12 protein-coding genes are annotated in these 13,823 nt (G+C 53.2%); all 12 read right to left on the bottom strand.

The features are described from left to right. Positions 1-56: 56 nt before the first annotated feature. From BUQ91_RS01295 to BUQ91_RS15805, 12 genes are read right to left on the bottom strand one after another with little or no spacing between them, the layout of a single operon-like run. Positions 57-1,553 (bottom strand): NADH-quinone oxidoreductase subunit N, encoded by a 1,497-nt coding sequence (locus BUQ91_RS01295; protein WP_074207863.1) that lies wholly within the window; start codon positions 1,551-1,553, stop codon positions 57-59. After that, a complete protein-coding gene (locus tag BUQ91_RS01290; protein ID WP_074207862.1) occupies positions 1,543-3,189 on the bottom strand; it encodes a complex I subunit 4 family protein in 1,647 nt (548 codons plus the stop codon). The genes BUQ91_RS01295 and BUQ91_RS01290 overlap by 11 nt, the downstream gene beginning before the upstream one ends. After that, on the bottom strand, positions 3,189-5,282 hold the full coding sequence (gene nuoL, locus BUQ91_RS01285) for an NADH-quinone oxidoreductase subunit L (protein ID WP_254794325.1): 2,094 nt from the start codon (positions 5,280-5,282) through the stop codon (positions 3,189-3,191). The genes BUQ91_RS01290 and nuoL overlap by 1 nt, the downstream gene beginning before the upstream one ends. 6 nt (positions 5,283-5,288) lie before the next feature. Beyond that, complete coding sequence (gene nuoK, locus BUQ91_RS01280) at positions 5,289-5,603, bottom strand: NADH-quinone oxidoreductase subunit NuoK (protein WP_072827538.1); 315 nt, start codon at positions 5,601-5,603, stop codon at positions 5,289-5,291. Next, positions 5,603-6,145: an NADH-quinone oxidoreductase subunit J family protein gene (locus tag BUQ91_RS01275; protein WP_072827539.1), complete on the bottom strand. Its 543-nt coding sequence runs from the start codon at positions 6,143-6,145 to the stop codon at positions 5,603-5,605. The genes nuoK and BUQ91_RS01275 overlap by 1 nt, the downstream gene beginning before the upstream one ends. Continuing rightward, positions 6,145-6,711, bottom strand: a complete 567-nt coding sequence (locus BUQ91_RS01270; protein WP_072827540.1) for a NuoI/complex I 23 kDa subunit family protein — start codon at positions 6,709-6,711, stop codon at positions 6,145-6,147. The genes BUQ91_RS01275 and BUQ91_RS01270 overlap by 1 nt, the downstream gene beginning before the upstream one ends. Next, a complete protein-coding gene (locus BUQ91_RS01265; RefSeq protein ID WP_074207861.1) occupies positions 6,711-8,066 on the bottom strand; it encodes a complex I subunit 1/NuoH family protein in 1,356 nt (451 codons plus the stop codon). Before BUQ91_RS01265 ends, BUQ91_RS01270 begins: the two co-directional genes overlap by 1 nt. Next, complete coding sequence (locus BUQ91_RS01260) at positions 8,066-9,655, bottom strand: NADH-quinone oxidoreductase subunit G (protein ID WP_074207860.1); 1,590 nt, start codon at positions 9,653-9,655, stop codon at positions 8,066-8,068. Before BUQ91_RS01260 ends, BUQ91_RS01265 begins: the two co-directional genes overlap by 1 nt. 4 nt (positions 9,656-9,659) lie before the next feature. Then, positions 9,660-10,967: an NADH-quinone oxidoreductase subunit NuoF gene (gene nuoF / locus BUQ91_RS01255; RefSeq protein WP_074207859.1), complete on the bottom strand. Its 1,308-nt coding sequence runs from the start codon at positions 10,965-10,967 to the stop codon at positions 9,660-9,662. 2 nt (positions 10,968-10,969) lie between these two features. Continuing rightward, entirely contained in the window at positions 10,970-12,031 is a 1,062-nt protein-coding gene (locus tag BUQ91_RS01250) for an NADH-quinone oxidoreductase subunit NuoE family protein (RefSeq protein ID WP_074207858.1), read from the bottom strand. Beyond that, the gene (locus BUQ91_RS01245; RefSeq protein WP_074207857.1) at positions 12,028-13,221 is read right to left on the bottom strand and encodes an NADH-quinone oxidoreductase subunit D; all 1,194 of its coding nucleotides are present in this window, start codon (positions 13,219-13,221) and stop codon (positions 12,028-12,030) included. Before BUQ91_RS01245 ends, BUQ91_RS01250 begins: the two co-directional genes overlap by 4 nt. Then, positions 13,218-13,820: an NADH-quinone oxidoreductase subunit C gene (locus tag BUQ91_RS15805; protein WP_074207856.1), complete on the bottom strand. Its 603-nt coding sequence runs from the start codon at positions 13,818-13,820 to the stop codon at positions 13,218-13,220. Before BUQ91_RS15805 ends, BUQ91_RS01245 begins: the two co-directional genes overlap by 4 nt. Positions 13,821-13,823 lie beyond the last annotated feature (3 nt).

Raw genomic sequence — 13,823 nt, 5'->3', positions numbered from 1 at the left:
CAGCCGGGACGTTTTTCAAAAGGTGATCAAACCTCGAAGAGGAATGACAAATTTCACTATCCGATCAAAGCAAGTGCCGGACGGACGCTAATCACGAGGAGCGAGATTGCGGCAACAGCCACGGCAAAGCGGAGCAGATAAACATAGGTTGCTTCGAACTGGCCACAGCACTTACCTTCGCCGCAGCAGCACTTCGATTCACCTTCATCCTTCTTCGGAGCAAAGAGCACATAGGCAATGCGGAGGTAATAAACCGCAGCCACCAAGGAGAGGCCAAAGCCAATAGCGGCAAGCCAGCCGAGGTCAGCATTGAATGCTTCGGTGAACAACGTGAACTTGGCAAGGAAACCAGCAACCGGCGGAAGGCCAGCGAGAGAAGCCAAGCACACAGCAACGCCAAGCGCCACGAACGGACGGCGGCGACCAGCACCTTGGAGCTCATCAAGATTTTCCTTGTGATCTTCCCTACCGGACATGTATGCGATACCTGTCAATGCGCCTGCAGAAGCAATAGCATATGTGATGAGGAAGTAGAACATCGGGCCCATCTGGATTTCGCCCTTGCCGAGGTAATTCGGAACCAAGAGACCAATCACGATAAAGCCAGCGTTCATCACAGCAGAGAATGCCAAGATGCGACGTACAGACTTTTGAGCAAGGCCGCTAAAGGCGCCAATCACCATGGAAAGGAGCGCCACAACCACAATCACGTAGAAAAGCGGCTTGGACGGATTTGCGATAGTCACCTTTTCAGCGAGGTTCCAAACAGCTTCAGCACCGGAGCGAGTCACGAGAACGCTGACCCAGACTGTACCGAGAGCGGCAAGAGCACCGACCTTCACGACAGCGGCCATAAAGCCAGTCACAGCCACAGAGGCGCCCGTATAGACGTCAGCCACCCAGAAGTGGAGCGGAGCTGCGCCAGCCTTGAAAAGAAGGCCTGCAATCACAAAGAGCATGCCCACGCTATAGATAGCTTCACGACCGCTAAGCACGTGACCGCAGAAATGCGTAGAACCGGTTGCACCGTAAATCAGCGAAACACCGTAGAGGAAAATTGCACTGAAAACAGCACCCGAGACAAAGTACTTGAACACACCTTCATTTGCATTGATGTCCTTGCGGCGAATGCCCACGAGAGCGTAAATCGGGAAGCTCGTGAGTTCCATAGCAATGAAGAGAGCGACAAAGTCAATTGCCTGTGTCATGAGCAAGGCTCCACTTGTGGCAAGCAACATAAGGCCATAAGCTTCACCACCCTTGAACTTTTCACGGCCAAGCGTCCACTGGAGCCCGGAAATGCCGAGGAAAGCGCAAAGGAGAATTGCCATGCAAAGCACGCGGCGGACCGGGTCCATAGCGTAGAGGCTCAAGAGCGTTTCAGTCTTGGCGTAATACAAAGCGACAACGCCCAAAGCAATGAAGAACGCAGAAACCCACGGAAGCACCTTGTGCTTGTTTTCGTCATCAAAGAACGGTTCGGCAGCGAGAGCAACCATGCCGCCCAGAACCACAAAGATAACCGGCAAGAGGTAAACAAGATTATTCAGCATCGGAAGCCTCCTTTACAGAATTTTCAGATTTTGCAGCAGCTTCAGAGCCGTTTTCACCCTTCATCTGGGCGATGATAGATGCGCGTTCATCGTCCTTGAAGCCGGCGGCTGCAAGAGTCGAATCTAGCTGATGGATTTCTTCGGCGGTCATCGGAGCTTCGCCATTATTGAGAGCGGCATCGTTAAGCACCTGTACTGCAGCCGGATCTTCGGTCGATTCAGTTTCATTAAGAGAATCAGACACAAATGCCGGATGGAAACCGAACACGAGGAGGAGCAAAAGCATAACGCCAATCGAAGTACCTTCGAGAAGAGTCGTGCGACGTTCATTATCGTATTCGCTAGAGGCCTTACCGAAGATAACCTTCTGGATAAAGCGGAGCATGTAAGCAGCGGAAAGAATCAGCGTGAAGCCTGCCACGAGAGCCGGGAGCGGGCCCATGTCCCAAAGGGCAAGGAGCACGGAGAATTCACCGACGAAGCCAGCCGTACCAGGAACAGCGAGAGCCATCACACCAGCAAAGCCAAACAACGTACCGAATACCGGATTCGTAGAAGAAAGGCCACCGAGCTTGTCGAGTTCGCGCGTACCGGCCATGCGTTCTGCAATTCCCATGAGGAAGAACTGGGCGCCAGCAGAAATGCCGTGAGCGACGAGCAACACAAGCACAGCCGGAAGCATTGCTTCGGAAAGGCTAAACACACCAGCCACAGCAAGGCCAAGGTGCCCCATGGAGCTGAAAGCAAGGAGTTTCTTGCCATCCGTTGCGCGGAGAGCCATGAGAGCGCCATAAACTGCCGTGAAAAGGCCAAGCCACATCAAGCATGCGACCCTATCCATCGAAAGCGGGAAAATCGGGAGAATCCAGACGATAAAGCCAAACACGCCAGCCTTACTCATTGCACCCGTGAGGATTGCAGAAAGCGGAGCCGGAGCTTCAGCGTATGTAATCGCCTGCCAGCCGTGGAACGGGAAAATCGGAGTCTTCACGAGGAAAGCGAGGAGGAAGCATACGAGAAGTATGTTCTGAGTTCCTTCAGGAAGTCCCTGGACAGCAACAGCAAGAGAAATAAGCGTCGAGTTTTCTGCAACCGTCAAGATGTACCAAAGAGCAACCATCATCGGAGCAGAGCCCACCAACGTGTAAATTGCAAACGTCATCGCAGCCTTCATTCTGTCCTTGCCACCGTAACCGGCAATCAAAATTGCAGCCGGAATCACCATGGCTTCAAAGAAGAAGAAGAAGAGCACAGCATCTGCAGCAAGGAAGGTGCCGTTCATGGCGCCCATCAACGAGAAGATGCCGATTGCAAAGTTGCGATAACTTCTGCAAGTAATCTTGCGTGCAGATATCAAAGCCACGAGCGAAAGGCCACAAGAAAGGAAAACCATCCATGAGGCAAGTCCGTGACTAGTAAAGTAGTAGTAAATAGGTCCCTTGCAACCAGGGATATGGAACCATTCAACAGGTTCCGTTGTAATGCTACCGTTAGCAACGAGAGCGACAGACATCGCAGCAAAGATGATTCCCATCAAAATTGCAAGGCGGGAAGAAGACTTGGAATCTTCCTTGGATGTCATCACCATGAGGATGGCGGCAACAAAAGGAGCGATGACAAGGAGATGTAAAAGCATTAGATTACCCTCCAAACAGTATATTTTACGATAAACACTACAATTTTTTTCACAAAATTGAACACAGGCTCTATGTACTTTTCAATCAAGTTCGAAAGCACAGGAGCAAGATCGTCGCTTTGAACTACAATTAATAGCACAGCCAAGCCCAAAATGCTAAGCGCAATCTGGAGACGCACCTTGCGAACCTGGAACGATGCAGCACCGTCACCGATAATCGATGCAATCGCACCGACAGTCCACTGGGCTGCGGCAAGAATCTTGTCGACGACCACATCGCAAATCCATGCAAGCACATTGACCGGAATAATGCCAACATACTTGTGAATGGAATCGAACAGGAACGTCCAAGTAGCCTTGCCACCTTCCGGAGCAGAAGAGCCCTTGGCAGCCGGAATACGAGCATTAGCATAAATCTTGTATGCAATGAACATACCGGCAAGAGCCGCAAACGTACCGAGAGCAGCAAAGATAACCGGGTTCACATGAGCAATTACAGCCGGAGTGTTGTAAGCCTGAGCGGCACCCACAACCGGAGCAAGCGTTTCGGCAAAGAACTTGATGCCAATAGAATCGGCCCAGAAGTAACCGGCAAATACGGCACCGAAAGCGAGAATCACCATCGGAATAAGCATGACAGCCGGAGCTTCGTGAATGTGCTCTTCACTTTCCTTAGAACCGCGGTAGCTACCGAAGAACGTAAGGATAATGAGGCGACCCATGTACACAGCAGTAATCACTGCGGTTGCAAGGCCAATGGCATAAACAACACCGTTCAGCGGAATTGTCGGGATTTCATGACCGAAGACCGTAAAGCCCGGAATTACCATCGAGCAGTTCATGAACAAGCGTTCAAGAATCAAGTCCTTGGACCAGAAACCGGCAAAGCCCGGGAAACCGACAATGGCAAGGAACGCGAAAATCATCACGCAAGCGGTCACCGGAGTCTTCTTCAAGAGGCCACCCATCTTGCGCATGTCCTGTTCACCGGCGAGGGCGTGAATCACGGCACCTGCACCGAGGAAGAGCGCTGCCTTGAAGAAGGCATGCGTAAACACGTGGAAGATAGAAGCGTCAAAGGCGCAAACACCAGAAGCCATGAACATGTAACCAAGCTGGCTGATGGTAGAATAAGCAAGCACCTTCTTGATGTCGTTCTGGAAAAGTCCAGCAACAGCAGCCCAGAAAGCAGTGAGCATACCGACCACCACGATAATGTCGAGCACCACCGGGAGGAGGGCAAACATGCTACCGAGACGAGCGAGCAAATAAACGCCAGAAGTCACCATCGTTGCGGCATGGATCAAAGCAGAAACCGGAGTCGGACCCGCCATAGCATCCGGGAGCCAAGTGAGGAGCGGAATCTGAGCGGACTTACCCGTGCAACCGACGAAGAACAGGATGCCAGCGATAGAAAGAGCCGGAATAACCAATTCAACGTGGTTACCGCTGATGACCATGCTAATGAAGTTCGAAAGCACATCGTAGTTGAGGATAGCAGAACCACCGATCGTCACGAGGCAGAGCATACCAAGCAAGAATCCGATATCACCCACGCGGTTCACGATGAAAGCCTTGTTTGCAGCCTTGCAGTTCTTGATATCCTTGTTCCAGAAACCGATGAGGAGGTAAGAGCAGAGGCCCACGCCTTCCCAACCGAGGAACGTAAGGAGCAAGTTATCCGAAAGCACAAGCACGATCATGCTGAACAAGAAGAGGTTGATGTAGGCGAAGTAACGGGCAAAGCCGCGGTCGCCGTGCATGTAACCAATCGAGTAAAGCGTGATGAGCGTACCGATGCCCGTCACGAACAAGAGCATAATGCGGGAAAGACCATCGTAGAGGAATCCGATATCCACGCGGAACATCGGGATGTCAATCCAGTTGCAGAGCGTTTCGCGAATGCCTGCTTCCGGCATGTTGAGCGCGAGCAAAGCAACACCCGCAAACGAGAGAGCCGGGAAAAGAACTGCGAGCGTTCCAACGAAACCTTCTGCAGGACCCCTACGGCTACCCGAAGAAATAACAGCAATAGCACCGAGGATAATGCATCCCAACAGCGGGAAAAGAGGTATCAAACCAAGAGAAATCATTGCTTATTACCCCTTCATGTTAGAATACGTGTCGGCATCAATGCTTTCACGGTTGCGGAAAATGAGGATGACCATTGCAAGGCCGACACAAGCTTCGGCAGCGGCGACTGCGATGGAGAACAGCGGAACAATCTGGCCCACAATGCTTGCATCCGCAGGCAGAGTCTTAGCAAAGCCCACGAACGAAAGGTTCACGGCGTTCAGGGCAAGTTCAACGCCCATCAGCACAAAGAACACATTGCGGCGGGAAACCGCGACCATGAGGCCAATGGCAAAAATGACCAAGGCCAAAATCTGTACATATATAGCTTGGAGTTCCATTAGTGATTACCCTCCTTTTTTTCGGAAACCACAGAACCCAGACGCTTCTTGGCAAGAAGCACTGCGGCACCCATGGCAGAAAGCAGAAGAACACCGAGAACTTCGAAAAGCACGAAGTAACCCGGGCCCGTCTGAGCTACATCAAAAAGAGTCTTGGAAGTGATTGCCACAGAACCGCGAATCGTTGCTGCATCGAAAGCAATCGGAGAGCGGACAAGGGCAAAGCCCACGAGACCGGCAAGCACGATGACTGCAGGAATCACAAAGAGCGAAACCTTGTCAAACATCGGCGTGTGGGAGTCGCGAGCACCGTTCAGCACCATAATCACGAACGTAAGGAGCATCATGATTGCACCGGCATAGACCATGATTTGAACCACGCCGAGGAACGGGCTTCCGAGAAGGCCGTAAATACCAGCCAGCGACACCATCGAAGCGACCAACGAGAGGGCGCCATAAAGCGGGTGTCTAGAGAGGAGCACGCAAACGGCGCTGCCGACTGCGATCACTGCGAGGACAATGAAATAAATCAATGCAAGCATTATTTGACCTCCATGCCCCAGACCTTGCGGGCCTCGGCATTCTTTGTACCGCCCGGAGCCATCTGGCTCTGTTCGTCATTCGGGTAGTCCTTCGGATCCCAGTTGGTGAGATCGTAAAGATGTGCCACGAAATCTTCGCGGGAACGGTGTTCGAAAATGATTTGCTTTGTATCCATGCGGAGGGCATCGACCGGGCAAGCTTCTGCGCAAAGGCCGCAGAACACGCAAGTCAGGTGGTCGATGTCAAAGCGCATCACGCGCTTTTCGATACGCGGGTCATCACTCTGCGTTGCTTCGATGAAGATGCAGTGAGCAGGGCAAGCCGCAGCGCACATGCCGCAGGCGACACAGCGAGGCGTACCATCCGGGCGCAACATCAAACGATGCTTGGCACGGTAGGTATTGCGAACTTCGGGCTGACCTTCCGGGTAAGAAATCGTCGGAAGTTCTTCATAGCGGAACAAACCGCGAGCCGCATGCTTAAGAGTTGTCCACAGACCGCGAATCGCCTCGAAAATGTAAAGGCGTTCGATGACGGTCATCGGTTTTTGCTTAATAACGCGCATTAGTTACCCCCTAAGAGTTTTGCAATGACCGCAGTCACCACGAGATTGATGAGGGCGATATTCAAGATAATCTTCCAGCCGAGATGCATCACGTGGTCATAGCGGAAGCGCGGGAGCGTCCAGCGGACCCAAATCCAGACCCAGCAGAAGATGAGGCTCTTTGCCACAAGAACGAGCAAGTGGATGAGCGCCGTACCGACTGCGGTTGCAAAGCTACCGACAGCGAGGCCGTTCACCACGAAGTTTTCAGGATTATAGAAGAACCAGGCAGCAACACCGAGAGCAATAAACACGGCGGCAGCAACCCATGCCACAATCTTGTAAAGCTTGTATTCCTGGAGAACTTCAAAGCGGTGTGTCAAGTTTGTCGCCTTGAGCTTGCGGGAATAGCGGTAAATCATGTGGAGGAAAGCAAGAGCGATAAAGGCGAGCACGCCACAGAGAATGGCAAGAGAGCCACCCATGTGTTCCTGCAACGTTTCGGTCGTCACGAACGGAACTGCATAACCGCCGAGGAACAGCGTCGCAATAAGGAAGCTGTTGATGCAGATGTGCGAGTATTCGCCCATGTAGAAGAGACCGAACTGCATAGCACCATATTCCGTATGGTAACCGGCAACGAGTTCAGGTTCACCTTCAGCGACGTCGAACGGAGCACGGCCCGTTTCAGCAATGCTTGCAATGAGGAAGCAGAAGAATGCCACCGGCTGGGCAACAATACCCCAAACGTGATGTTCCTGCCACTGCACGATGTCCGTGAGGTTGAAGGAACCGGCGAGGAGCAAAATGCCCATGAGCGAAAGACCAAGGCAGACTTCATAGCTGATGGTCATGGAGCTCGTACGGAGAGCGCCCAAGAAGCTGTACTTGGACTTGGAAGCCCAACCAGCGAGCATGGCACCGTAAGCCGAGATGGAGGAGAAACCGAAGAGCAAGAGCACGCCCACATCGGAATCGATGATGGAACCAGCAATGCTGACCGTTTCGCCACCCCAGTCAAAGATCATCGGTCCAAACCACGGGATCACGCACGGAGAGAGGAACACGATAGCGAACGGAATTGCCGGAGCTACATAGTAAAGGAGCTTGTTCACGCCAGCCGGTGCAAACATTTCCTTGAAGAAGAGCTTTGTACCGTCGCACATGTTCTGCACATAGCCGAACGCACGGAGCTTTCCGAAGTACGGGATCTTGATGTAGGAGCGGTTCGGGCCCTGACGGTCTTGCATAAAGCCAGCGCCACGACGTTCCATCGGGATTAAAAGAAGGATGTAAAGGACAGGCACGAAGCAGAAAGCGAACTTTGCAATCGTAATTGCCCATTCAATCCAGGTTTTGGATTCAATAATATCCATTATGCGTTACCTCCCAGGAGCTTTCCTGTGCTCTTGATGGCATCATAGGTAATGTCGGCGAAAGCCGGCACGTATTCACGAGCCTTCTTGAAAGCTTCGCAAGCCGAATTGAACTTGTTTCCGGCGAGTGCAGAAATCACTTCGTAAGCCGGGGCAAGTTTTTCATCCGGGCAAGTCGGAGCAGCAGAGAGTTTCTGCAAGATGTTGAGGCTGTTGACCATCGTGCCCTGGACTTCACTCCAGTGGCGGATACCGAATGCGACCTTGGCCTTCTTGGCGGTAGCGTCATCGAAAGCGGAAAGAGCAATGCGGTTCGAAATCTTGTCGAGAGCCTTAGCAACAGAAGCGTCTTCGCCATAGAGGTCAGCGTTCACCGTGATGAGGTTGCTGAATTCGCCTGCGCGCTTGAGGAGTTCTGCAACGTCTGCAAAGCCCATGAGCTGCAAGCCTGCGCGGTTTGCCACCGGGTCACCGCTCTTGGCGATACCATCCGGAGCGTTAACCTTGAGGAGGGAACCACCGAAGAGTTCAGCGCGGTCGCCGAGAGCTTCCTTGAGCATCTTGAGAGCGGCGAGGTCTTCGTTCGTGCAAGCGCCCCCCGCAACGAGAGCGACCTTGCCACCGCTAATCTGAATAGCGGAAGCGTCAATTGCCGGCAAGCGGTTCTTGTCAAACTGCTGGAAAGCGAGACGGCTCGTATTGGAGAGCCAGCTACGGTTCACTTCCGGGTTGCAACGCGGCATCACGCGATAGATGCGGCCATCGGCGTGATCAAGCCAAATGTTTGCACCGAGAGAGTCGTCCATCGAAATCGTCGGCGTGTGGCTCAAGAGCCAAACGCGCTTCTGGAAACGGAAGTACTTTGCCGTCATGGCGCCCGTCGGGCATACGTCCGTCACACAGAGGTCGTATTCGTGGTCGAGCTTTTCGCCCGGGAAGGTAGTAATGTAAGTATGGTCGGCACGGCCAGCAAGCTGGAGCTGTTCGTCCTTCGCGATGCTACGCATAAAGCGTACGCAACGGTCGCACTGCACGCAACGTTCTTCGTCGAGCAAAATGCGCGGACCGATGTCCACATGCTTACCGCCACGGAGCTGACCCTTCGCATCAATGAACTGATGTTCCGGATTGCCGTGGTAATTCTTGCCGTATTCCGGACGGAGGCGGCCTTCGTTCTGGCCTGCTTCCATGTAGTTTTCCTGCAAGGTGCATTCACCGGCCTTGTCGCAAATCGGGCAATCGAGCGGGTGGTTCACCAGCATGAATTCCTGTGTGGCCTTGCGGGCGTTCTTCACGCGGGCGCTAGATGCCGGAGTATAAATCTTCATACCCGGAGTCACAGGAGTATAGCACGAAATCACGAGCATACGACCACGCGGGCCTTCCTGCTCTACCAGGCACTGACGGCAGTTACCCGACACCGGCAAATACGGATGATAACATACGTGAGGAGTTTCAATCCCGACAGCCTTCAGGGCTTCGAGGAGGTTGGTATCGCCAGGAACCATCACGGCCTTGTCATCCACGAAGATTTCTACCTTCGGGCTTGCTTCGGTCGGGAGTTTCGGCATATTGTAGTAGTTACTCATATTATTACCAGAAAATTCCAGGACGACTTGTTTCTTGAATACGCGGTTTTGCGTGTTCGGGGTTCTTAGCGATATATTCGTCAAAGTCCGCACGGAACTTTGCAGTGTAGCTCGAGACCGGGCCACCCAAAGAAATGGAGAGCGGGCAAATCGTCACGCCACCAAATCCGCTAGAAAGGCTCTGCATCAGTTCCACATCGCCATCGTGACCATTGCCGGCCACCATCTGGTTCAAGATGCGGTGCAAAAGACCGGTACCTTCACGGCACGGAGTGCACTGGCCGCAAGATTCGTGGCTGTAGAAGTTGCCTAGGCAATTCAAGAGGTCAACCATGTTGTGCGTATCGTTAATGATAATCATGGCGCCAGAACCGAACATCGTCTTCATCGAGGCGAGGCATTCGTAGTCCATCGTAGCGACAGCGGCTTCTTCTGCAGTCAAGGGAGCGCAAGAGGAACCGCCCGGAAGCACAGCCTTGAGCTTGCCACCGACAACGCCACCAGCATAATCGTTAATCATAGTCATCATCGGAGTTCCGAGAGGAGCTTCGTACACGCCCGGATTCTTCACGTCACCGGAAATGCAGAACACCTTCGTACCACCGGCGCGCGGTGTACCCATCTTGGCGTATTCGCTCGGTTCGTGCTGCAAGATCCACGGAAGCGACATGATCGTTTCGACGTTGTTCACGCAGGTCGGAGACTTCCAAGCACCGCAAACAGCCGGGAACGGCGGCTTAAGGCGCGGCTGGCCCTTCTGGCCTTCGAGAGAGTTTATAAGAGCAGTTTCTTCACCGCAAATGTAGGCGCCAGCACCGCGATGCACAAAGATATCAAAGCTGAACTTCGTGCCGCAAATGTTTTCGCCGAGGTAACCTGCGGCATAAGCTTGGTTCAAAGCCTTGTTCAAGGCTTCGATGCACGGGAGGAATTCGCCACGACAGTAGATGTAGGCCGCACGAGAGCCCAAAGCCCAAGCTGCAATAATAAGGCCTTCGATCAAGCGGTGCGGATCTTCGAGCATGAGGAAGTGGTCCTTGAACGTACCGCCTTCGCCTTCGTCAGCGTTTACGACAATGTAAACCGGCTTGCCCGTACCACGCGGCACAAAGCTCCACTTCATGCCCGTCGGGAAGCCTGCACCACCGCGTCCGCGGAGGTTAGAACGTTGCACGTAATCGATGAGCTCAAACTGGCTCATGTTGAACAAGCGTTCAGAAATGTTTGCGTAGCCACCCAGCTTCTTGTAGACTTCGATGTCCTGGGCGCCCTTGCCAAAGTTTTGCGTACAAACTTTTACACATTCAGCCATAATTAAACCGCCTTTTGTTCCGGTGCAGGCTTTTGCGTCGTAACAGCAATAGCCGAGGGTTTAGCAACACGTTCACCGGAGGTCGCAATCATACGGTATTCGTCGCCGACCTTACCACTAGCATCAACAAAGCTCTTGTCCTTCACGCCCGGCTCGCCCACGGCGACCCAGTCGTTACCGTTCTTCTTTTCAACGACAAGCTTCGTGAATTCCGGAGCACCCTTCCAAGTGAGGGTTACACCCGTTTCGTCAGCTTCAGCCTTGACGTTCAAGACCGGAGAAGGAGGAGCATAGTCAGCCACCTGCGGCTTTGCAACTGCACCCGGAGCACCCGGATGACCGCAATGGCCCTTCACGACACCACCGAGCACGTCGTGCTTCGGGATGTTGTCTTCATGAGCATAGCACCACTTGAGAATGCGGTCGATGCTATCGGTCGTAAGCTTTGTACCCGGTTTCATCGTGAGCACGTCGCCATCGGCATCCGTAGCAAAGTCATCGTTCACGAGCATCATCGGGCCGTTGCCGCAAGAACCGAGGCATTCCACCTGGAGGATCGTAAAAAGACCATCCGGAGTCGTTTCGCCGGTCTTGATGTTCAAAGCATGCTCCACATACGCGATAAGGCTCGGTGCACCCTTGATGGTGCAGCTGATGTTACGGCAGAACTGCAAAAGGAACTTGCCCTTCGGAGCGTGATTGTACATCGTATAGAACGTAGCAACGCCAAGAGCATGAGCCGGAGCGCAACCGCAAACGCCTGCTGCCCAGCGGATACCTTCGCGCGGCACCCAACCGAACACGCCCTGCACAAGCCAAAGCACTTCGAGGAGAGCGCCCTGCCCCACCGGATAACGGCTGAGGAGGTCTGCACAACGTTCCTTGATTTCAGGCGTATTGAGCTTGGCGAGCACTTCAGCCGTAGGAGGCTGCGGCACAGGCTTGTTCACATAACCAAACGTCTGACCCGGATCCGGGAGAGCGTCGATCGGCTGTGCCGGACGATCGAACTTCAAATGATTGTTCGAAACAAATTGGACAGCGCCAGTAATATGTTCTCTCATCGGTCAAGTTCTCCAGCAATAATGTTGAGACCCGAAAGCACGGCCATGGAGTCAGCCAAGAGACCGCCTTCGACGAGTTCATGGAATGCAGCAAACTGCGTAAGGCAAGGCGGACGCACCTTGATGCGGTACGGATGGCCAGAGCCGTCAGAAATAATCGTGAAACCAAGTTCACCGTTAGCACATTCAGAACCAGAGTAGTATTCGCCTTCCGGTACGCGAATGCCTTCGTAAACGCTCTTGAAGCGACCGATAAGGCCTTCCATATCCTGGTAAGCGAGCTTGTGAGCCGGCACGCGGATGCGCGGGTCGACGATATCGACCGGGCCCGGTGCAAGGCGCTTCAAAGCCTGGCGCACAATCTTCACGGATTCTTCGATTTCGGCCAAGCGAACCTGCAAACGGTCGTTGCAGTCGCCCTGAGTGCCAACCACGACTTCCCAGTCGTAGGTTTCGTAATCGTAGTACGGTTCGTCCTTGCGGAGGTCAGAGGCAACACCGGAGGCGCGGAGGCACGGGCCGGTCCAGCCGTAGCTGATTGCCTTTTCTGCAGAAATCTTGCCGATGCCCACCGTACGGTCGAGGAAGATGCGGTTTCTGTCCAAGCAGGCGTGCAAGTCCTTCAAAGCCTTTTCGGTAGAATTGAGGGCAGCAAGAACGTCCTGTTCAAAACCTTCGTAGCTATCGCGGTAGAGGCCGCCAATGCGAGCAAAGCTGTTCGTAAGGCGAGCACCTGTGAGCTTTTCCCAGATGCACATGATTTCTTCACGCGGGTTAAAAGCGTACATGAACGGAGTCGTACCGCCCAAGTCCTGGAACGCAGCAGCAACGCACACAAAGTGGTCGTTGATACGGCTAAGTTCGTTCACAATCACGCGGAGAACCTTAGTACGTTCCGGAATTTCGACACCGAACATGTTTTCAACGGTACGGCAGAACGCAATGTTGTTCATGATTGCGGAACAGTAGTTGAGACGGTCGGTATAAGGAACCACTTGCTGCCATGTGCCGCGTTCGACCATCTTTTCGAACCCGCGGTGGAGGTAGCCGATTTCTTCGACAGAAGCGACGATGGTTTCGCCATCCATTGCAGCCAAGAAGCGCAAGCATCCGTGAGTCGCCGGGTGGCTAGGACCTACGTTCAGAGGCATCAAATTCAGCTTTTCGCCATTCGGATCAAGTACGATCATTCCTTGATACTCCCTTCCAAAAATTCGTTGTCGTTCGTTTCCACTTCCTTAGAGCGCTGCACGACCTTGTAGCCAAGTTCTTCGAGGCGCTTTTCCAACTGTGGAAGCAAGAAATCGTTTGTAGAAAGCCACTGGCGCTTCTGGGCAGGGTAATCCTTGCGGAGCGGATGGCCAACAAATTCAACGTGGTTCAACAGGCGGCGGAGGTCCGGATGGCCCTTGAACACAATACCGAACTGGTCGTAAACTTCGCGTTCGTACCAGTTAGCGTTAGCATAAAGGTCGGTAATTGTCGGAACATTCAAGTCTTCTTCGGAAACCAGCACCTTCAGACGGATGCGGCTACCCGGCTTGGACATGCTCTTGAATGCATAAGCGACAGCAAAGCGCGGACCTTCGTGGTTCGGGTAAGTCAGATAGTCGATACCGGCAATGTCCACGAGCATTTCGAACTTGATGCCGGCTTCGCTCTTGAGGAACTGGACTGCATTGTGCAGATAGGAGGCAGAAATAACAGCAGTCACGCCCCACTTGTCCTGTTTTTCGCGCGTTGCGCCATACCTTTCTTCAAGGACGGCGAAGATTTCTTCAACAGTCATTCT

This window comes from Fibrobacter sp. UWB11 (assembly GCF_900143015.1).
In the GTDB taxonomy this organism is placed as follows: Bacteria; Fibrobacterota; Fibrobacteria; order Fibrobacterales; family Fibrobacteraceae; genus Fibrobacter.
This window is presented reverse-complemented; position numbering and strand designations above follow the sequence as displayed.